Below are 20,039 nucleotides of genomic sequence, written 5' to 3'. Positions count from 1 at the left end.
CGGCCGGGTTTCCCCGCACCGGCGGCGGGCAACCCGACCGCCCGGGTGATCAGCCCGGTTCCGTATGCGTGCCGGGTGCGACGACCTCGTCCAGCACCCGCAGCACCACCTCGTACGCCACGGCGCGCACAGCGGCCTCCGGGGCCCCGTTCTCCGTGCTCCCCGGGCCTTGTGCGTCCGCGCTGCGGGCCCGCCAGCTGCGCGCCTCCTCGGCGGCGCAGGCGCGGGCGCGCTGGATCCTGCGCAACAGTTCGTCTGAGTCCACGACATCGGTCATGCCGTCCGACTACCCCCGCCACACGGGTCAATGACCCGAGCATGCCCGGAACGCCAGGTTTGCCGCGGCCCGGAGAGGTCAGCCGGACTACAGGGGTTCACGCACCACGCGGATGCCGGGGAGCCCTGGGCGGTGCCACGGACCCCGCCGACCCGACCGACCGCAGCCGGCCGCTACGGGCGGCGCCGAGCCCGCGGGCCCTGACCCGCCCGATCCGGCGAAGGCGCCCAGCACTTTCCCGAAGGCGCCGGGGACCACTGCACGGACCACTGTGAGGAGCGAGGATGAGCGCGGAGTACGCCATCGACCCCCTGGAAACGGGGGCCTGTGAGCGGTGCGGCCCCTGCTGCCCGGCCGACGTCCGCGCGGCCGTGCGCCGCGCCGTCGACCGGCGCTGCCGGGCCACCGGAGCACACTGCGACGAGGAGTCGCTCTCGGACGCCCTGCTCGTCGCCTCGGAGCTGACGTCCAACGCCATCCTGCACGGCGGCGGGATCACCGACTACGCCGTGGACCTCGTGGCCGAGGGAGTACGGGTCTCCGTCTGCGACCGCAGCCGGCGGCTGCCGGTGACGGCGGGACCGCTCGACACCGACGGGCGGCGCCGGGTCGGCGGCCGCGGCTGGCCGATCGTGTGCCGGCTCTCCCGCGACGTGCACGTCACCGACCTGCCCGCGGGCGGGAAGCGGATCACCGCGGAAGTGCCCGTCTTCCGATGACCTTTCTTGCGACTCTCGCGACGACCTTTCTTGCGACGACTTCTCCCGCCTCACTCGACGGCCGTGTTTGCTGCCGGAGAGGAGGGGCACACGCATTTTCGTGCTTCGGACCGGAGGCGCGTCAGCGGGAGCGGTATGGCTTCCCAGGTGCCTGACGGCGAACCGGACGACACCGCCACCCCTCCCGCGGTAAGTCCCTGAGATCACCTGTTCAGGAGCGAATCCGCATCATGCTGAGCGACATGTCGACAAGCCGACCTGGCGCGGACGTCCGACCCGCCACGTCCCCCGGGCGGTCCCACGACGACGCCCCCGACACCGTGGAGGCGTTCGCCCGCCTCGCCGCGCTGGACGACGGGCCCGAACGCGAGGCCCTGCGCGACCAGCTCGTCACCGCCTGGCTGCCCATGGCCCACCGCATCGCCGGACGCTTCCGCGACCGCGGCGAGTCGCTGGAGGACCTGCGCCAGGTAGCCGCGCTGGGCCTGGTGAAGGCCATCGACCGCTACGACCCGAGCCGCGGCGCCTTCGAGAGCTACGCCGTGCCGACCATCACCGGTGAGGTCAAGCGGCACTTCCGCGACCGGATGTGGGCGCTGCGCGTGCCCCGCCGGGTGCAGGAGCTGCGCAACAAGGTGCGGCTCGCCCGCCGCCACCTCACCCAGAGCCCCGGATCGCCCGAACCCTCCGTCGCCGACATCGCCGCCCACACCGGACTGACCGAGGAGGAGGTCAACGCCGGCCTCGAGGCCCTGGACAGCTTCAGCACGCTGTCCCTGGACGCCGAGGTGTCGGCCGACGACGACGGCTACAGCCTCGCGGACACCCTCGGCGCACCGGACGGCTCCTACGACATCGTCATCGACCGCGAGTCCGCCAAGGAGGGCCTGCGCCATCTGCCGGAACGCGAACGCGCCATCCTCTACATGCGCTTCTTCGAGGACATGACCCAGAGCCGTATCGCCGACTGCCTCGGCATCTCCCAGATGCACGTCTCCCGTCTGATCAGCCGCAGCTGCGCCCGGGTCCGCGAGGAGGCCATGGGCCGCCGTACGGGCCGCCCGGGCCACCGCGACTGAGACACCGCCGCACACGCGCCGACGCCGTACGCCTTCCAGATCCCGCAGGGCAACCCGTGGGACCTGGGAGGCGTACGGCGTTTCAGGTGTTCTGCGCCGGTCCCGGCCGCGCCGGCGGCCGGGACCGCGCGGTGTGTTCCTGGCGGGTCGGGGCATCCGCAGTCCGGGAGGCGAGGATGAACACATATGCCATGGGGCGAGGCGGCCGCGTCGAGGCCGAACGGATGGCCCGGGGGACGCTCACCGAGAGCGCGGCCCGCGCGGGACTGGCCGCGCGGGGCGTCATCTACCTGCTGGTGGGGGCGCTGGCGCTGCAGATCCCCCTCGGTGACGGCAGCCATCAGGCCGACCGCGGGGGAGCCCTCGCCGAGCTGTCGCAGCAGCCGCTCGGCTCGGTGCTGCTGTGGGCGCTCGGCGTCGGCCTCGCCGGGATGGCGCTGTGGCGGCTGTCCGAGGCCGTCTTCGGGTCGGCCGGCAAGGACGGCCGCAGCGCGAAGAAGCGGCTCCTCGCGGTGGCCCGCTGCGGGTTCTACTGCAGCGTCGCCTTCTCCGTGCTGTCCTTCGCGGCCGGCACCCGCGGCGGCGGCTCCAGCGACCGGCAGTCCCGGGACGTCACCGCGCGGGTGCTCGGCCTGCCCGCCGGGCAGTGGCTCGTCGGCGCCGTGGGAGCCGGGATCGTGGTGGCCGGCGTATGGATCGCCGTCGCGGCCGCCCGGCGCACGTACCGAGACGAACTGCGGCTGGCCAGGATGTCGCGCTGGGCCGTGCGGCTCACCGACATCACCGGCGTGACGGGCGGAGTCGCGCGCGGTCTGGTCTTCACGGCCGCCGGCGCGTTCGCCGTCCGCGCGGCCGTCGCCTACGACCCCGCGCGCGCCAAGGGACTCGACGACACGCTCCGCTCGTTCGCCGGCACCCCGCTCGGGCCCTGGCTGCTGGCGCTGGTCGCGGCCGGACTCGTGCTGTTCGGTGTGTTCTCCTTCGCGCTGGCGCGCTGGCGGCGCGTCTGAGCCGCGCCGGCCGGGGAACACGGGGGACATGGACGACTCAGACCTCCCGCCGGACGAACGCCCCGTGGACGTCTACCTCGACCTGCTGCGGTTCCGCTTGGACAGCGAGGACTTCCAGCTGCTGCTCAGCGTCGTGGAACCGGTGCTGCGGGCCATCGACGAGCAGCGCCTCGGAGGCATGGAGCTGGTGGTGGACTGCGAACGCGCCGAGGGCCTGCCCCAGATGATCCGCGACGAGGCGGCCCTCGTCATCGCCACCGCCGTCACCGGCCGCCTGGACAACCAGGTCGTCGAGATCGACGTGGAGGGCTCCGGCCCGGTCCGTGTGGTCACCGACGCGGCCACCGCCGCCGACCCGGCGAGCCTCGGCCGCATCGCCGGTTACCTCCACGAACGCCGCCACACCGACGAGGAACTGCGCGGCATCGCCGAGGCCAGCGGCCTGCCCAGCGACTTCTGACTCCCGGCTCCCGGCCGGGCCCGGCACGCACGGCGGACAGGCGCCGGGCCGGGAGCCCCCTTCGCACGCCCCCAGGCCCGGCTACTTGTGCTTCGGGGGCTCCGGTTCCGCGCGCGGCGCCCCGAGCGGACGGGCCAGGCCCACCACCGCCTCGTCCAGGCGTTGCAGATGCCGCAGCACGCGGTCGGTGATACGGCCGTAGCGGGGCGTACCGGGGTCGCCCGGCTGGAGCAGGGCGGCGAGGCTCGGTCCCGTCGCCACCTTCCCGGCCGCCGGATCGTCCAGGACGTGCGCGGCGATCGTGCGGATGTTGTCCAGGATGCGCTGCCCGGCCCCGCGCAGCCGCGGATCGGCCGCGATCGCGGGATGCGTCGGCAGCAGCTCCGCCATCGCCGCCAGCGACCGCGCGTGATAGGCGCACGTCTCCAGCAGCGCCACCACATAGCGCGCGGTGTCGCGCCGCGAGCGCAGCGGCGTCACCGGATGCGTCAGCGGCTGCGTCGCCGCGCTCAGATCCGCCAGCGCCTGGTCCAGCTCGCGCGCCAGGTCCAGCAACTCCACCTCGGGGCCGCCGCTGAGCTGGTCCACGGCCCGCTCGGTGACCTCCGCCAGCCGCTCCAGCACCGTACCGAGCAGTTCGTCCGTACGCCGCCCGGTGTGCACCGGCAGCACCAGCGCCGCCGCGATCACCCCGCAGGCCGCGCCCAGCGCCGTCTCCTCCACCCGCAGCACCAGCACCGACGCGCTGTAGGTGTGCAGCAGCGTGTAGAGCAGCCCCAGCGCGGCCGTCACGAAGAACGACATCAGCGTGTACGACAGGGGAGCGGTGTAGAACATCGCGAACACGAACAGCAGCACCAGCCCGAACGCCGTCCACGTGTGGTGCCCGACCAGCCCCGCCAGCGCGATGCCCGCCACCACGCCGAGCACGGTGCCCAGCAGCCGGCGGTAGCCCTTGACCAGGATCTCCCCGGTGGAGGAGGTGTTGATGAAGACGATCCAGCAGGTCAGCACCGCCCAGTACCAGCGCTGGGCCGACAGGAACTCCCCGCCGACGATGGCCAGCGACGACCCGACCGCCACCTGCACCGCCGCCCGCGTGGTGGGCCGCTTCAACCCGGAGAGCTGCTCCTCCTCCTCGCGCTCGCTCTCCTCCGCGCCGCCGATGGCGGCGTCCTCGGCGTCCAGCTCCTCGCGGGAACGCGTCGTCGCGGGGGAGTCGTCGGACTCGTCCTGCGGCCCGTCCAGGGCGACCCGCAGTCCCATCACGGCGCGCGCCGTCTCGCCGATGCCGCGGAAGACGTCCTGCACGGCAGCCGCGGCGGGCGGCAGGTTCTCCTCCTCGCGGTAGCCGAGCAGCCGGTTGCGCACCTGCGCGAGCCCGGTGCCGCGGGCCGCGGCACCCGGCTGGAGCACCAGCATCCGCAGCGCCTGCAGATCGCGCCGCAGCGCCCCGGTCGCCTCGTCACGCACGGGCAGCTGCCCGCCGCTGGGCAGCGTCGCACCCGGCAGGTGCAGGGTGAGGGTGTCGGCGCGTTCGGCGCTGCGCGCGGTGAGCAGCAGCAGCCCGAGCCGCTCGGCGGCGATCTCGGCGTCCGCGATGCGCCGCTGCACCAGCCGGGCCACCGCCTCGTCTGAGGTGCCCTCCTCCAGCCGCCCCTGGATCATCAGCGCCGTCTCGTGCAGCCGTGCGGTGCCCTCACGCACGTCCTGAAGCGCCTTGTCGACGTCGTCGGGCCCGGCGTCCAGCAACTGCCACTGCGCGGCCAGCAGCTGCGCCAGCCGGGCACGGAACGCCTGCCGGAGCCGTTCGAGGATCCAGGTGGGCCCGGTGGGCACCACGGCGAACCGCAGCACCGCGCTCGCGGCGAACGCGACGGCGACGACCCCGCACAGTTCGGGCAGGGTCTTCGAGGTGGCGCCCACGAACAGCGACAGGAAGTACACCTGGAAGGCGATCAGACCGAGCGCGGTGCCCCGGTCCCCGAACCGCCGCGCGTAGACCGCGCAGAAGATGAGGACGACGAAGAAGAGGTCACCGGCCACTCTGAGCGTGGTCAGCACGGAACCCAGCGACAGCGACACCAGCGCCATGGGCAGCCCCAGCGCCAGCGTCACCGCCTGCTGGGTGCGCTGCTTCTCCCGGATGGCGAACGTCGCCACCATCGCGGCGATGGCCCCGGCGACCAGATGCTTCACCGGGGCGCCCAGCACGCCGAGCACGGCGAGCGTCAGGGCGATCGCGCCCGCCGTCCGCAGGCCCGCGACGAGCCGCAGCAGCCCCGGGTCGGACGCCGCCAGTGCGTCCATCAGTCGTGTCCGGCCCGATCGTCCAGCTGCCCTCACGCCGCCGTGTCACTCCGCTCAGAAGGTCGTGGGTTACGGCCCTCAGCATGCCATGACGTGCGCGAACGCCGTGCACCGCCTCACTGGCCGGACACCTCGGCCCCTTCCACCAGCTTGCGCACCTGCTCCGGCGTCAGATACGTGTCCGTGTACTCGAAGTCCTTCAGCTTGGCCGGGCGGCGCGCCTGGAACCCCGTGCGGACGAAGTCGTCGCCGGCCAGGGCGTTGAGCGTCCAGTTGGTCAGCACCCGCGTCTTGGCGACACCGGTGCGCAGCGCCGACCAGTGGTAGCCGCGGGCCACGACCTGGGCGGGCAGGCCCCGCAGTTCGATGCCGAGCGGCTTGGACACCGCGTCCTTGCCGCCGAGGTCGACGACGAGCCCGAGGTCCTTGTGCTCGTACGGACGCATCGCCTGCCCGCGCAGCGTGGCGATGACGTTGTCGGCGACGGCCTTGCCCTGCCGCATCGCGTGCTGCGCGGTCGGCGGGCAGACCGCGTCGGCGCCCTTGACGAGGTCGGGCACGGCCGCGGAGTCGCCGAGCGCGAACACCCCGTCGTGGCCGGGCAGGTTCATCTCCGGGTTCACCGCCAGGCGCCCGCGTACGGTCTCCGCGCCGAGCGTGGCGATGAGCGGGCTCGCGACCACACCGGCCGTCCAGATCAGGGTGTGCGTGGGCACCACCCGGCCGTCGGTGAAGGTGACCTCGGTCGGGCCGGCCTTGTCGATGGAGACGCCGAGCGAGACCTCGATGCCCCGCTTGCGCAGCACCTCCTGCGCGCTGCGGCCGAGCTTGTCGCCCAGCTCCGGCATCAGCTTCGGCGCGATGTCGATGAGGTGCCAGCGGATCAGTTTCGGGTCCAGGCGCGGATAGCGCTTGACCGCGTTGCAGGTCAGCAGTTGCAGGCAGGCCGCGGTCTCGGTACCGGCGTAGCCGCCGCCGACCACCACGAACTGCAGCCGCGCGGCCCGCTCGGCCGGGTCGTTGCTGGCGTCGGCGAGATCGAGCTGGGAGATGACGTGGTCGCGGATGTACGCGGCCTCCGCGAGCGTCTTCATGCCGAACGCGTTGTCCGTCAGGCCCGGGATGTCGAACGTGCGCGTCACGCTGCCCGGGGCCAGCACGATGTAGTCGTAGCGCTCGTTGACGATCTCGTCGGTGATCGTGCGGATGACGCACACCTTGGACTTCAGGTCCACGCCGATCGCGCCGCCCGGGATGATCCGGGTGCGGTACTTGCGGCTGCGGCGCAGCGACAGGGCGATCGACTGCGGCGTCAGCACACCGGAGGCGACCTGGGGAAGCAGCGGCAGATAGAGCTGGTAGGAGAACGGTGTCACCAGGGTGAGATCGGCCTCGCCGGGGGAGAGCATGCGCTCCAGGCGCCGTACGCACTCCACTCCCGCGAAGCCCGCGCCCACCACCAGGATCCTGGGTCGTGTCACGTTGGTCATCCCTTCTGCGGCTCCGGGCGGTTGGATCGACGCCTGTGCGTGTGCCCGCCGAGCACTGCTTCGCACCTCATCGATCCCACCGTGTTCGCGGCCACCGCGCCAGTCGGGTGCGGCAGGCAGACGAACGTACGCCGGTCAGTCTGCCCCTTCGGGCCGTCGCGGGCGCCCCGTGTGCGGGATTGACCGCAGGTCAGGACGGTGGCCGGGGAGTGCCGGCAAGGAGCGGGCGGCGGCTCACGACGACCCGGCGAGGTGGCACAGCAGCAGGCACACGTCGTCGTCCCGTTCCGAGTCGCTGAGCAGCGGCGGCAGGATGCGGTCGGCCGCGGTGTCCAGATCCCGGGCCAGCTCGGCGCCGGGGAACACCCCGAGCGCGTCGGCCAGGCGGCCGATGCCCGGGTCTATGCCGTGGGCGCGCCGCTCCACCAGGCCGTCGGTGTACAGCGCCAGCGTCGAGCCGGGCGCCACCGGCACCGTGTGGTCCGCGATCTCCTGGCTCAGCGGGATGCCGAGCATCGCGCCGGGCTTGTCGTCCAGGATGCGCACCTGCCCGTCCGGGCCGCGCAGCACGGGCGGCGGATGGCCCGCGGCCGCCCACTTCAGCGTCGCCTCGTCCGGGTGGAAGCGGGCGATGACGGCGGTCGCGTACAGATCGGGCTGCAGATGGTGCAGGAACTCGTGCAACCGGGTCAGCAGCCGGCCGGGGCTGCTGCCGTCCACGGCGTAGGCGCGCAGCGCGGTGCGCAGCTGGCTCATCATCACCGCCGCGTGCAGCCCGTGCCCGGTGACGTCCCCGACGACGGTGATCAGGCTGCCGTCGGGCTGCAGGAACGCGTCGTACCAGTCACCGCCGATGTTCAGCCCGTACGTCGCCGGCAGGTAGCGCGCGGCCAGCCGCAGCCCCGGCGTGCTGGGCAGGTCGGTGAGCAGGGCCCGCTGCAGCGTCTCGGCGATGTCCCTGTTGTGCTCGAACCGGCGGGCGTTGTCGATGGCCGTGCTGGCCCGCCGGAACAGCTCGATGAGCATCACCGCGTCGTCGGGGTCCCAGCGCTCGCCGGGCGGCGACAGCGTCACCACGCCCAGCGGCGCCCGGCGCGCCGACAGCGGCACGCACAGCAGCGGCCGCAGCGGGTCCAGCGCCGACGGCGGCTGGTCGTCGACCCCGGGCAGAGCGCCGGGATGGTCGGCGGCGTACTGCGGACGCCCGGTGCGGGCCGCGATCACCGCGGCCGCCGGGTGCGGCACCGCGGGCACCGCGTCCGCGCGCTCGCCGCGTTCGCCGTCGCCGTCGAACAGCCACACGTCGACGCTGCGGGCGTACTCCGGGACCAGCAGTCGCGGCAGCCGCCGCACGATCTCGTCGTGGTTGAGGGAGGCCGTCAGCTCCGCGCTGGCGTCGGCGAGGAAGGTGAGCCGGCGCCGCGCCCGCTCCGCCTCCTGGCGGGCCGCGCGCTCCGCGGCGAACGCCTCGCGCTGGGCCCGCCCGGCGGCGTCCAGCTCCGCGTGCAGCGCCAGCACGCCCTGGTTGGTCTGATGCAGCTCCTCCCGGTGGAAGGCGACCAGGTCCTCCTGCTCGGCGAGCTTGCCCAGCAGCAGCGCGGTGTCCTCGTCGGCGCCCAGCAGGGCCTCGGCGAGGAGTTCCCCGTCGTCCGGCGGGTCGCCCACCGCGACCGCGCCGACGGGCTCCGGGCAGGGCACCGCGGTGCGCCACGGCCCCGCTTCGGCCACGTCCGTGCCCGGCGCGGGCTCGACGACCGCGTGCAGCAGACCCTCGGCCGGATCCGGTTCCAGGGTGAGCCGCCAGGCGCCGCCCTTGGTCAGGCACTGCCGCAGCCGTCCGCTGAGCGCCGCGGCCAGCCGGGTGCGGTCCAGCGCGGACACACCGTGCGCGGCGGCCAGTTCGGTGGTCGCGATCCGGGCGCGGGCCGCGTCGGTGGCGGTGGCGATCTGCCAGGTACGGATCATGGTCGCTCCGGCGGGTTCGGCCCCAGCACCGCCACGGTGGTGTCGTCGCGCACCGGGCTGGCGCTGCTGCTCGCGTCGCGGACCGTCACGGCGGCGACGACCGCCGGATCGGCTGCCAGCACAAGCGGGTCGGACGGCGGCACCCAGCGGCTGGGCAGGCCGTCGCTGTGCAGGATCAGCAGCCGGTCCGCCGACCACGGCAGCAGGGTCTCCGTCAGCGTGGCCGGCCGGTGCACGCCCACGATGCCGGGCCGCGACAGCAGCGACCGCCAGTGGTCGCCCTCGCGCAGCCGCGCTCCTATGTTGCCGACGCCCGCGAACCGCAGCCGGTTCGCGTCCGTCTCCAGCTGGGCCAGCGCCACGGCCGCGCCCCGGGTGCGGGCCAGCTCCGTGTGCAGCCGGCGCAGCAGCTCGGCCGGCGGCAGGTGGGCGGAGCGGTGCAGCTCGCGCACGGCGGCGGTGGACGCCCGGGACGCCTCCGGGCCGTGCCCGAGCCCGTCGGCCAGCATCAGGGTGAGCCGGTCCCCGGACCGGGCCCAGGCCCAGCCGTCCCCGGAGAAGTCCGCCCCGGCGAACGGCACGACGACCCCGCCGGCCCGCGCCGCGGCGTCCGGCTGCCGTGTGTGCCCGGGGATCACCGGACCGATGCGGGCCAGCGCGACCGTGCCGCGGCCCAGCACGCTGTGCAGGCCGAAGTCGTCGGCGATGCGCCGGCAGGTGCCGAGGCCCGCCCCGAGCGAGCGGGTGGAGGAGAACCCGTCGCGCAGCGCCTCGGTCACGTCCGCGATGCCCGGACCGTGGTCGATCGCGGCTATCTGGACGACGTCCGTCTCCTCGGCGCCGCCCGGCCGGGCCGGCGGCGCGACGACGTCGACCAGGAGCTGACCACCGCCGGCGTGCTTGAGCAGGTTGGTGGCCAGCTCGGTCGCCACCAGCGCCACGGCGGCGGTACGCGGCTCGTCCAGCCCGGCGAGCGCCGCCGCGCCCTCCGCGGCGACCCGGGCGTCGCGGACCCGCGTCGAGTCCTGCACCGGAACATGCCACACCCGGGCCATCAGATCTCCTCACGCGGCAGCGGCGGACGGGCCGCCCACGACGCCACCGTGACCGTGGTGCCGGCGCCCGGAGTGGAATCGACGGCGAACTCGTGGACGAGGCGGCGTGCCCCGCCCAGCCCCATCCCGAGGCCGCCCCCGGAGGTGTAGCCGTCGGTGAGCGCCCGCTCCACGTCCGGGATGCCAGGCCCCTGGTCGGAGAAGGCCAGCCGCAGTCCCCGTGCCCGCCCGCTGACCAGCGGGACGGTGTGCACCTCGCCGCCCCCGCCGTGCACCAGCGTGTTGCGCGCCAGTTCACTTGCGGCGGTGACCAGCTTGGTCTGCTCCACCAGGCTGAAGCCGAGCTGGGCGGCCGCCTGGCGGATGTGCTGGCGCACCCACACCAGGTCCATGTCCGACCGGATCGGCAGACGGGCCTCGATGCCCGCAGCCGTCTCCATCAATCGCTCCCCGGCCGGGGGCCGTGCGGCCCGGTGAGCTGGTCCAGAGCGGCCTGGGTGGTCAGCGCGGTCCGCAGCCCGGGCAGGGTCAGCCCGAGCTCCACCAGGGTGATGGCGACGGCGGGCCGCATCCCCGCGACGACCGTCTGCGCCGCCAGCAGCCGGGCGTTCGCGGCGATCTCCGCCAGCACCCGCCCGAGGAAGGAGTCGACGATCTCCACGCCGGACAGGTCGATGACGACGCCGGCGACCCGGCTGCTCGAGATCGCCTCCGTGATGTCCTGGAGCAGCCGCTGGGCCATGCTGTCGTACAGGTCCCCCTGCAGCGTCACGAGGAGGACGTCACCGAGCCGGAGCACCGGTACGTGTCCGGCGCCCATCGGGTGCGAAAAGCTGTCGGTCACCGTGGACCTGCACCGCCGGGCCTGGGACCGGTGATGCCGACGCCCAGCTCGTGCAGGGCGTAGGCGAGCGCGTCGGCGAGGGAGGCACGCGTCTTGACCGACCCGAGATCCAGACCGAGGTGGACGATGGTCTGCGCGATGGCCGGGCGGATGCCGGAGACGACGCACTCGGCGCCCATCAGGGCGGCCGCCTGCACCGTCTTCATCAGGTGCTGCGCGACCAGCGAGTCCACGGTCGGCACGCCCGTGATGTCCAGGATGGCGAAGCGCGCCTTCTGCTCGACGATCGCGTCCAGCAGGGTCTCCATCACGACCTGGCTGCGGGCGCTGTCCAGGGTGCCGATCAGCGGGACGGCGACCACGCCCTCCCACAGCCGGATGACGGGCGTCGCCACCTCCAGCAGCTGCAGCCGCTGCCGGTCGATCAGCGCCTGCCCCTCCATCACGGCCGTCTCCATGACGACCAGGCGGAGCGTGCCGAGCAGCACGGCCAGCGCTTCCGAGCACTCCCGCACCCGGTCGGCCGGGGCCGCGGCGAGGTCGGCGAGGAGCAACTCGATGGCGGGCCGGCGCAGCGCGTCCAGCTCGCCGGAGATCTGCCCCGGGGTGAGCCCGGCGCGGGCCCGGGCGGCGCCCATCCGGCCGAGCTGCTCGCGTACGGCGGCGAAGCCGGGCGCGTCCAGCGACGCGACCCGCTCGGACGCGGCCACGTCGGCCAGCGCCTCCGCGACCGCCTTGCCCGCCTCCACCGCCTCGTCGCGCGAGACGGTGAACACGGTGCGGAACAGCGGTTCGTCGGCCCACCGCTGGGCGATCTGCTCACGGCGACGGCCCAGGAACGCCGCGACGTCCCGTGCGGGCGAGCCGTGGTCGGCTGACGCTTCGTGCTCCGGCACGTGTTCACTCCTCAATCTGCGGTGCATCGCTGCGCCTGCGGAAGGCGACGAGAGGCGATGTGATCTCTGCCGGTCGCCCACTGTAACCATGCTCGGACGGCGGCCGACACCGGGTCGTGACCATTGAACCCGAGGGCGGCGCACCCCGGGGAGCGCCCGTACGACACCCGACGCACACGGGAACCGGTGTTCGAGGCGGCCCCGTGCCGTGCGCGTGGACCGCGACCACCCCGGTGACGGTGGGACCCGTCCCGGGGTGAGAACGATCACAAGATGATCATGTGCGGGCCAGGCCGGGGACCGGCCGGATCCGCGGCGTGTCAGGCCTGGGGCGCCTCCGCCTCCTCGCCGCCCTGCGGGGCCCCGTCGATCAGCGCCAGCGCCTCCTGCACCGAGTCCGAGATCGGGACGGTGATGCTCACGCCCGTGAGATCGAGGACACGCCGCACGGCGGGGGCCGGCGCGATGACATGCACGGTCCCGGGCAGATCGCGGGCCTCCTGGTACACGCGCAGGATGATGTTCATCCCGGACGAGTCCATGAACGGCACCGCCGACAGATCCAGCAGGAAGTGCTTGCGGCCGTGGTGCAGCTGGTTGGCCAGATGGGCCTGGAACTCCGTCGCCGTGTCGAGGTCCAGATGCCCCTCGACCACGACCAGGGCGACATCCTCGCGGGGCAGGGTGACCTCGACGGACAGCGGGTTCTGGGCAAGGGGCACGGGTACCTCCAACAAGAGCGGGCGGCCGGGTCGGGTGGATGAGACGGGTGCCGGTGCACCCGCCCGTCAGGGCTGCCGCCCATGGTCGTTTCATCGCCCACCGGCGGTTACCCCCGAACGGCACAACCATGCGTCCTCTGATCGTGGGGTTTCTCCGTGCGCTCAGGTGACGTGGATGCCCACGATGCATGTGTCGTCGTCCGTGTCCGACCGGCTGTACGTCAGCAGCCGGTCCAGCTGGTGGTCCAGCGGGGCCGGCGCGCTGCGCGCCGTGGTGAGCAGATGGGCCAGGGAGTCCTCCATCGAACGGTCGCGCCGCTCGATCAGACCGTCCGTGAACATCAGCAGCGTGTCCCCCGGGGACAGCGCGACCTCGTCCTCCTCGTACGGCGCTTCCGCGACGGCGCCCAGCAGTATGCCCTTCACCAGCGGCAGGGGAGTGGCCTGCGCCGAGCGCACCAGGACGGGCGGCAGATGCCCGGCCCTGGCCCAGCGCAGGGTGCGCCGGCCGGGGTCGTACAGGGCGCACACGGCCGTCGCGGTGACGGCGCCGGTCAGATGGTGCGCGACGATGTTCAGCCAGGACAGCAGCTGGCCGGGGCCGGCGCCGGTGACCGCCAGGCCGCGCAGCGCGTTGCGCAGCACCACCATGCTGGTCGCCGCCTCGATGCCGTGCCCGGCCACGTCGCCGACGCACAGCAGCACCAGCCCGGAGGGCAGCACCACGGCGTCGTACCAGTCGCCGCCCACCAGGTGCTCGGTCTCGGCCGGCCGGTAGCGCACGGCGACCTGCATCCCCTCCACCGCCAGCGGGTCGCGCGTGGGCGGCATGATGGCCTGCTGCAACTGCAGCGCCAGCCGGCTGCGTTCGCTGGCCTGCTGCTCGGTGTGGGCGAGCTGGTCCCGGGTGGCGGCCAGCGCCACCTCCGTCCAGTGCTGCGAGGAGATGTCCTGGTACGCCCCGCGTACGGCGACCAGCCGGCCGTCGGTGTCCAGCACCGGCTCGGCCACGATCCGCATATGGCGGGTCACCCCGTCCCGCCGCTGCAACCGGAACGCCGTGGAGGACGGCCGCCGGTGGTGCAGCACGGTCCGCAGGAACCGGCCCAGGGCGACCGAGTCGTCCGGGTGCGCGTGCGCGGGGACCTCCTCCAGCGGGACCGGGGTGGCCGACGGGGAGCGCCCGTACAGGTCGAACAGCTGCCCGTTCCAGGTGATCTCGCCGGTGAGCGCGTTCTCCTCGAAGCCGCCGATCCGGCCGAGGCGCTGGGCGTGCTGCAGGAGGCTGGCCAGCCGCGCGGCCTCGTCCTCGATGCGCCAGATGAGCAGGACGCACGAGCCGTGCCGGCTGATGCTGATGTCCGCGACCGCCGACAGCGGCACCTGGTCGACGAGGGCGGTGAGGCTCATCCGCTGCGCCCGGAACGGCTCCCCGGTGGCGTAGACGCGTTCGATCTGCTGGAACAGGTCGCTCTCGCCGGCGGCCATCGGATACGCCTCCAGCAGCAGCGCCCCGCCGACTACCGCCCGCGGCCGGCCCGCCGGATCCAGGAACCGGCCGTTGACGTGCTGGATGCGGAAGTCCGCGAGCTGCCCCGAGCCGTCCAGATGCGGCACCAGGACCAGCGCCGGGTCGTGCAGCCCGTCGGCCAGGTCGATCAGCTCCGCCGCGTCCGGCAGCAGCCGCGGCTCGCTCCCGGCCACGGCCTCGGGCGCGTAACTGTGCAGGGTGTGCGCGCACAGCTCGGCCAGGGCCTCCACCTGCCGGACCACCTGCGGCGGCACCGGGGCGAGCGGCTCGGGCCAGGCGATCTCCAGAACGCCGAGCACCCGCCCCGCGGTACCGGCCGGCAGCGCCACCCGGCCGCCCTCCGGGTACAGCCGGTGGCCGATGGTGGGCAGCCCGGTCGTCGCAAGCGACGTCATCCACTGGCCCTCGGGCTCGGTCAGGCCGCGCCTGGCCACGGTCGCCACCTCGGGCGGGATGTAACGCCAGCGCGCGGCCTCCGCGGCGGCGAACCCGGCGCTCCCGGCCAGGGTGAGGGACCCGTCCGGACCGGCCGACCAGATGGCGACGGCCACCGCGCCGAGCGGCTGCAGGGCGTGCTGGAGCAGCGACTGGGCGACGGACTGGGTGTCGTCGGCGGCCAGCGCGCCGCTCTCCGCCGCCCGCAGCCGCACGGCCGCCGAGCCGTCGCCACGGCCCGCGTCACCGGGCGTGGCGACGGTGGCGAGGAAGGAGGTCGCCACCTCCGACATCCGGTCCCGCGCGGCCTGGTTGATGACGTCGACGGCGAACTCCAGCGGCGCCAGGCGGGCCTGCTCGGCCAGCTCGGTCAGCTGCCGGGCCGCCTCGGCCGGACCGCACCCGAGACGCTCCACGAGGATGCCCTTGGCCAGCTCGATGAGGGCGCGGCCCTCCGCCTCCGCCTGCGCGGCCCGCACCTCACGGCGCAACCGGTCCACGGTCGCCGCGAGCCGCCCCACCGGGGACGTCGAGGGCACCCCGGCCCACGAGCCGGGCGCGACGTCCGGGGCCGGGCCGAGCGCGGGCGTATCGCCCGCCGCCGGCCCGGTCGTCTGCGGCTCCACTGCGCCGGCCGGATCGGCCGAATCCTGGGAAGAACTCATGCCGCCCTCATCCCGTCAGCCAGCGCCGGACGCAGGACATGAGGTCGTGCGTGTCGACGGGCTTGGTGACGTAGTCGCTGGCCCCGGACGCGATGCTCTTCTCCCGGTCGCCGGGCATCGCCTTGGCGGTGACCGCGATGATCGGCAGGTCCGCGAACTGCGGCATGCTGCGGATCTCGGCCGTCGCGGCGTAGCCGTCCATCTCCGGCATCATCACGTCCATCAGCACCAGCGCGATGTCCGGATGGGCGAGCAGCGTCTCGATGCCCTCGCGGCCGTTCTCGGCGTGCAGCACCCGCAGGCCGTGCAGTTCCAGGATGCCGCTGAGCGCGAAGAGGTTGCGGGCGTCGTCGTCGACGACCAGGACCGTGTGACTTTCGGCGGCCCCCTCGGACTCCGCGGAGAGCGCGGAGGGCGCCTCCTCCACCCGTACCAGGGGCACCGCCTCTCCCGGCTCCTCGGCCGACAGGTGCAGGGTGATGCGTTCGCGCAGCTCGTCCAGCCCGGCCAGGAACTCCAGCGGGCGTCCCTCGGCGTGCGCCGCGAGCGCCTTCTCCTGGGCGGAGCCGGTGCGCCGGCTGCCGTGGTGCACCAGCACGGGCACGTTGGCGAGAGCCGGGTCGCCGTGCAGCGCGTCCAGGAACCGGATGGCCTCCTCCTCCGGCAAGCCCATGTCGAGGACGACGCAGTGGCACGGCTCGGCAGCCAGCGCGCCGGCCGCCTCCTGCGCCCCCACCGCCGTGATCACCTCGATGAACGGCGTCTCCGTACCGTCGTCCCGGGTGCGTCCCATGTCGGCGATCACGCTTTCCGCGACGAGCGTGAGCAGGCCCCGCGGGCGCTCCTCCAGCACGAGCAGGCGCCGCGGCCGGGGCGTTGCCGTGAGCGGCGAGCCGATCAGGACCGGCTGGCCGGCCGTGTCCGCCGACACCACGTGCCCGGTGAGCTCCGTGCGGCGCGCGGCCCCGAGCGCCTCCTCGAAGTCGGCCCGGGCCACGGGCAGGAACAGGGTGAACGTGCTGCCCCGGCCCGGGGCGCTGTCCACCGTGACGGCGCCGCCCAGCAGATGGGCGATCTCCCGGGTGATGGACAGTCCGAGCCCGGTCCCGCCGTACTTGCGGCTCGTGGTGCCGTCGGCCTGCTGGAACGCCCCGAAGATCGACTCCAGCTGCTGCTCCGGGATACCGATGCCGGTGTCCTTCACCCGGAACGCGACGATCGTGCCGCCCCGGACCACCGGCGCCGGCACCTCGTCGTCCGCGGCCGGTTCGATGCTCAGCTCCACGCCGCCCTGCTCGGTGAACTTCACCGCGTTGGACAGCAGGTTGCGCAGGATCTGCCGCAGCCTGGAGTCGTCGGTGAGCAGGTCGGCGGGCGCGCCGGCCGCCGTCGTCACACGGAAGTCGAGGCCCTTCTGGGTGGTCAGCGGGCGGAAGGTGGCCTCGACGTAGTCGAGCAGCCGCTGCAGCGCGACGCGCTCGGGCGCCACGTCCATCTTTCCGGCCTCCACCTTCGACAGGTCGAGGATGTCGTTGATGAGCTGGAGCAGGTCGGAGCCGGCGGAGTGGATGATCTGCGCGTACTCCACCTGCTTCGCCGTGAGGTTGCGCGAGGGGTTCTGCGCGAGCAACTGGGCGAGGATCAGCAGGCTGTTGAGCGGGGTGCGCAGCTCGTGGCTCATGTTGGCCAGGAACTCCGACTTGTACTTGGAGGCGAGCGACAGCTGCTGCGCGCGCGTCTCCAGCTCCTGCCGGGCCTGCTCGATCTGCAGGTTCTTCGCCTCGATGTCGCGGTTGCGCTCGGCCAGCAGCGAGGCCTTGTCCTCCAGTTCGGCGTTGGAGCGCTGCAACTCCTCCTGCTGCACTTGCAGTTCGGCGGAGCGGGCCTGCAGCTCGGCGGTCAGCCGCTGGGACTCGCCGAGGAGCTCGTCGGTGCGGGCGTTGGCCACGATGGTGTTGACGTTGACGCCGATGGTCTCCATCAGCTGGGTCAGGAAGTCCTGGTGGGTCTGGGTGAACGGGGTCACGGAGGCCAGCTCGATCACTCCGAGGACCTGGCCCTCCACCACGATCGGCAGGACCACCAGCGCGGTCGGCGGGACCTGCCCGAGCGCGGAGGAGATGCTCACGTAGCCCGGCGGCAGTTCGTCCACGGTGATGGCGCGCCGGCTGCGGGCGGCCTGGCCGACCAGGGTGCGCCCGAAGCGGATACGGGTGGGACGCTCGTCGTCGTCGGGCCGGCCGTAGGCGCCGACCAGCCTCAGCTCCGGCCCGTCGGCGCCCTCCTCGGCCAGGTAGAACGCGCCGTACTGGGCGGACACCAGCGGCACGAGTTCGTCCATGATCAGCTCGGCGACCACCGGCAGGTCCCGGTGGCCCTGCATCAGACCGGAGATCCGCGCCAGGTTGGTCTTGAGCCAGTCCTGCTCCTGGTTGGCCCGGGTGGTCTCGCGCAGGGACTCCACCATGGAGTTGATGTTGTCCTTGAGCTCGGCGACCTCGCCCGAGGCCTCGACGTTGATGGACCGCGTCAGGTCCCCCTCGGCGACGGCGCTGGCGACCTCGGCGATCGCCCGCACCTGCCGGGTGAGGTTGCCGGCCAGCTCGTTGACGTTCTCCGTCAGCCGCTTCCAGGTGCCGGAGACCCCCTCGACCTCGGCCTGCCCGCCGAGGCGGCCCTCGGTGCCGACCTCGCGGGCGACGCGGGTGACCTCGTCGGCGAAGGCGGAGAGCTGGTCGACCATCGTGTTGATGGTCGTCTTCAGCTCCAGGATCTCGCCGCGGGCGTCGACGTCGATCTTCTTCGACAGATCACCGCGGGCCACCGCCGTCGTCACCAGCGCGATGTTGCGCACCTGGCCGGTGAGGTTGTTCGCCATCGAGTTGACGTTGTCGGTGAGGTCCTTCCAGGTGCCTGCCACGTTCGGCACCTGTGCCTGGCCGCCGAGGCGGCCCTCGGTGCCGACCTCGCGGGCGACGCGGGTGACCTCGTCGGCGAACGCCGACAGCGTGTCGACCATCGTGTTGATGACGTCGGCCAGCGCGGCGACCTCGCCCTTGGCCTCCACGGTGATCTTCTGGGACAGGTCGCCCTTGGCGACGGCGGTGGCGACCTGGGCGATGGAGCGCACCTGGCTGGTCAGGTTGGACGCCATCACGTTGACGTTGTCGGTGAGGTCCTTCCACGTGCCGGAGACCCCGCGCACATGGGCCTGCCCGCCGAGGCGGCCTTCGGTGCCGACCTCGCGGGCGACGCGGGTGACCTCGTCGGCGAAGGCGGAGAGCTGGTCGACCATCGTGTTGATGGTCTCCTTGAGGTCCAGGATCTCGCCGCGCGCGTCCACGGTGATCTTCTGCGACAGATCGCCCTGCGCGACGGCGGTGGCGACCTGGGCGACGTTGCGCACCTGGGCCGTCAGGTTGCCCCCCATGAAGTTCACCGAGTCGGTGAGATCCCGCCAGGTGCCCTTGACGCCCTTGACGTCCGCCTGCCCGCCGAGGCGGCCCTCGGTGCCGACCTCGCGGGCGACGCGGGTGACCTCGTCGGCGAAGGCGGAGAGCTGGTCGACCATCGTGTTGATGGTGTTCTTCAGCTCCAGGATCTCGCCGCGCGCGTCCACGGTGATCTTCTGCGACAGATCGCCCTGCGCGACGGCGGTCGTCACCTGGGCGACGTTGCGCACCTGCGCCGTCAGATTGCCGGCCATCAGGTTGACGGAGTCGGTGAGATCCCGCCAGACCCCGGCGACCCCGGGCACCTGCGCCTGGCCGCCGAGCCGGCCCTCGCTGCCGACCTCGCGGGCCACGCGGGTGACCTCGTCGGCGAAGGCGGAGAGCTGGTCCACCATCGTGTTGACGGTGTTCTTCAGCTGAAGGATCTCGCCCCGGGCCGGGACGTCGATCTTCTGCGACAGATCGCCCTTGGCCACGGCCGTGGCGACCTGCGCGATGTCGCGCACCTGCGTGGTCAGGTTGCCCGCCATCGCGTTGACGGAGTCGGTCAGATCGGCCCAGGTCCCGGAGACCCCCGGCACCTCGGCCTGGCCGCCGAGCGTGCCCTCGGTGCCCACCTCCCGCGCCACCCGGGTCACTTCCGAGGTGAAGACGGACAACTGGTCGACCATGCCGTTGAAGACCTTGGCGATGTCGCCCATCAGCCCGTCGACGTCGTCGGGCAGCCGCATGCCGAAGTCGCCGTCCCGGACCGCCGTCAGGCCGACCAGGAGCCTCTTCAGCTCCTGGTCGGCCGGGACCGGGTCCACGGCCTCGGTCGTGTTGCTGGTCATCCGTCCCCTCGTTCCAGGTCACAGCCGTCCGCCCGGTCGTCTCCGCGCTTCACGAAGACGCAGGCGGTGTGAGAAATACGCCGCAGATTAACCCACTCCGGGAAGCCGTGACACAGCATCCCGCCAAGGAACGGTCACACGGAAAACGCAGGTCACGCATGATGTGTGCAGCCCGTGAAACCGGGTACACGGGTGGGTTTCCGGTGGCCCGGCGAGGGGGCCGCGCGCCAGGCGGGTGGACTCTCACCGACCGCGCGAGCGGCCGAAAACCGTCGCCCGCGGGCCCGTGATGCACG

Annotated in this window: 15 protein-coding genes; 4 read left to right on the top strand and 11 right to left on the bottom strand. The window is 73.2% G+C overall.

Annotated features, from left to right (window positions below; all coding sequences use genetic code 11):
- Positions 1-49: 49 nt before the first annotated feature.
- Entirely contained in the window at positions 50-277 is a 228-nt protein-coding gene (locus AC0B9F_RS13250) for a hypothetical protein (RefSeq protein WP_472001895.1), read from the bottom strand.
- A 284-nt stretch (positions 278-561) separates the two neighbouring features.
- On the opposite strand from AC0B9F_RS13250, the gene AC0B9F_RS13245 reads away from it, so the two are divergent.
- The 4 genes from AC0B9F_RS13245 (at position 562) to AC0B9F_RS13230 (ending at position 3,545) form a co-directional block, all read left to right on the top strand.
- Positions 562-996, top strand: a complete 435-nt coding sequence (locus tag AC0B9F_RS13245; protein ID WP_472001893.1) for an ATP-binding protein — start codon at positions 562-564, stop codon at positions 994-996.
- A 230-nt stretch (positions 997-1,226) separates the two neighbouring features.
- The gene (locus AC0B9F_RS13240) at positions 1,227-2,075 is read left to right on the top strand and encodes a SigB/SigF/SigG family RNA polymerase sigma factor (protein ID WP_472001891.1); all 849 of its coding nucleotides are present in this window, start codon (positions 1,227-1,229) and stop codon (positions 2,073-2,075) included.
- Positions 2,076-2,251: 176 nt separating this feature from the next.
- Positions 2,252-3,085 (top strand): DUF1206 domain-containing protein, encoded by an 834-nt coding sequence (locus AC0B9F_RS13235; RefSeq protein ID WP_472001889.1) that lies wholly within the window; start codon positions 2,252-2,254, stop codon positions 3,083-3,085.
- A 28-nt stretch (positions 3,086-3,113) separates the two neighbouring features.
- Positions 3,114-3,545: a hypothetical protein gene (locus AC0B9F_RS13230; protein ID WP_472001887.1), complete on the top strand. Its 432-nt coding sequence runs from the start codon at positions 3,114-3,116 to the stop codon at positions 3,543-3,545.
- Between the two features lie 81 nt (positions 3,546-3,626).
- On the opposite strand, the gene AC0B9F_RS13225 is transcribed toward AC0B9F_RS13230, so the two are convergent.
- From AC0B9F_RS13225 to AC0B9F_RS13180, 10 genes are all read right to left on the bottom strand, one after another.
- Positions 3,627-5,855, bottom strand: coding sequence for an FUSC family protein (locus AC0B9F_RS13225; protein WP_472001885.1), 2,229 nt, complete (start codon positions 5,853-5,855; stop codon positions 3,627-3,629).
- A gap of 116 nt (positions 5,856-5,971) precedes the next feature.
- On the bottom strand, positions 5,972-7,345 hold the full coding sequence (locus AC0B9F_RS13220) for an NAD(P)/FAD-dependent oxidoreductase (RefSeq protein ID WP_472001883.1): 1,374 nt from the start codon (positions 7,343-7,345) through the stop codon (positions 5,972-5,974).
- 234 nt (positions 7,346-7,579) lie between these two features.
- Positions 7,580-9,310 carry a PP2C family protein-serine/threonine phosphatase gene (locus AC0B9F_RS13215; protein ID WP_472001881.1) on the bottom strand — a complete coding sequence of 577 codons (1,731 nt, stop codon included), beginning with the start codon at positions 9,308-9,310 and terminating at the stop codon, positions 7,580-7,582.
- Positions 9,307-10,365 (bottom strand): anti-sigma regulatory factor, encoded by a 1,059-nt coding sequence (locus tag AC0B9F_RS13210; RefSeq protein ID WP_472001879.1) that lies wholly within the window; start codon positions 10,363-10,365, stop codon positions 9,307-9,309. The genes AC0B9F_RS13215 and AC0B9F_RS13210 overlap by 4 nt, the downstream gene beginning before the upstream one ends.
- Positions 10,365-10,805: an anti-sigma regulatory factor gene (locus AC0B9F_RS13205; protein WP_472001877.1), complete on the bottom strand. Its 441-nt coding sequence runs from the start codon at positions 10,803-10,805 to the stop codon at positions 10,365-10,367. Before AC0B9F_RS13205 ends, AC0B9F_RS13210 begins: the two co-directional genes overlap by 1 nt.
- Positions 10,805-11,185 (bottom strand): STAS domain-containing protein, encoded by a 381-nt coding sequence (locus AC0B9F_RS13200; protein ID WP_472002147.1) that lies wholly within the window; start codon positions 11,183-11,185, stop codon positions 10,805-10,807. Before AC0B9F_RS13200 ends, AC0B9F_RS13205 begins: the two co-directional genes overlap by 1 nt.
- A 20-nt stretch (positions 11,186-11,205) precedes the next feature.
- Complete coding sequence (locus AC0B9F_RS13195) at positions 11,206-12,105, bottom strand: STAS domain-containing protein (RefSeq protein ID WP_472001875.1); 900 nt, start codon at positions 12,103-12,105, stop codon at positions 11,206-11,208.
- A 320-nt stretch (positions 12,106-12,425) separates the two neighbouring features.
- On the bottom strand, positions 12,426-12,827 hold the full coding sequence (locus tag AC0B9F_RS13190; RefSeq protein ID WP_472001873.1) for an STAS domain-containing protein: 402 nt from the start codon (positions 12,825-12,827) through the stop codon (positions 12,426-12,428).
- Between the two features lie 162 nt (positions 12,828-12,989).
- Entirely contained in the window at positions 12,990-15,458 is a 2,469-nt protein-coding gene (locus AC0B9F_RS13185) for a SpoIIE family protein phosphatase (protein ID WP_472001871.1), read from the bottom strand.
- A gap of 7 nt (positions 15,459-15,465) precedes the next feature.
- A complete protein-coding gene (locus AC0B9F_RS13180) occupies positions 15,466-19,743 on the bottom strand; it encodes a HAMP domain-containing protein (RefSeq protein ID WP_472001869.1) in 4,278 nt (1,425 codons plus the stop codon).
- Positions 19,744-20,039 lie beyond the last annotated feature (296 nt).

Source organism: Streptomyces sp. NPDC097129 (assembly GCF_055668065.1).
The sequence above is the reverse complement of the archived record's forward strand: the minus strand, read 5'-3'. Positions and strand labels throughout refer to the sequence as shown.

Bases quoted from the DNA above. Each gene is read 5' to 3' on its own strand.
- AC0B9F_RS13185 (WP_472001871.1), bottom strand. From the start codon at position 15,458: ATGAGTTCTTCCCAGGATTCGGCCGATCCGGCCGGCGCAGTGGAGCCG.
- AC0B9F_RS13225 (WP_472001885.1), bottom strand. From the start codon at position 5,855: ATGGACGCACTGGCGGCGTCCGACCCGGGGCTGCTGCGGCTCGTCGCG.
- AC0B9F_RS13180 (WP_472001869.1), bottom strand. From the start codon at position 19,743: ATGACCAGCAACACGACCGAGGCCGTGGACCCGGTCCCGGCCGACCAG.
- AC0B9F_RS13210 (WP_472001879.1), bottom strand. From the start codon at position 10,365: ATGGCCCGGGTGTGGCATGTTCCGGTGCAGGACTCGACGCGGGTCCGC.
- AC0B9F_RS13200 (WP_472002147.1), bottom strand. From the start codon at position 11,185: ATGGGCGCCGGACACGTACCGGTGCTCCGGCTCGGTGACGTCCTCCTC.
- AC0B9F_RS13220 (WP_472001883.1), bottom strand. From the start codon at position 7,345: ATGACCAACGTGACACGACCCAGGATCCTGGTGGTGGGCGCGGGCTTC.
- AC0B9F_RS13250 (WP_472001895.1), bottom strand. From the start codon at position 277: ATGACCGATGTCGTGGACTCAGACGAACTGTTGCGCAGGATCCAGCGC.
- AC0B9F_RS13205 (WP_472001877.1), bottom strand. From the start codon at position 10,805: ATGGAGACGGCTGCGGGCATCGAGGCCCGTCTGCCGATCCGGTCGGAC.
- AC0B9F_RS13215 (WP_472001881.1), bottom strand. From the start codon at position 9,310: ATGATCCGTACCTGGCAGATCGCCACCGCCACCGACGCGGCCCGCGCC.
- AC0B9F_RS13245 (WP_472001893.1), top strand. From the start codon at position 562: ATGAGCGCGGAGTACGCCATCGACCCCCTGGAAACGGGGGCCTGTGAG.
- AC0B9F_RS13240 (WP_472001891.1), top strand. From the start codon at position 1,227: ATGCTGAGCGACATGTCGACAAGCCGACCTGGCGCGGACGTCCGACCC.
- AC0B9F_RS13230 (WP_472001887.1), top strand. From the start codon at position 3,114: ATGGACGACTCAGACCTCCCGCCGGACGAACGCCCCGTGGACGTCTAC.
- AC0B9F_RS13235 (WP_472001889.1), top strand. From the start codon at position 2,252: ATGAACACATATGCCATGGGGCGAGGCGGCCGCGTCGAGGCCGAACGG.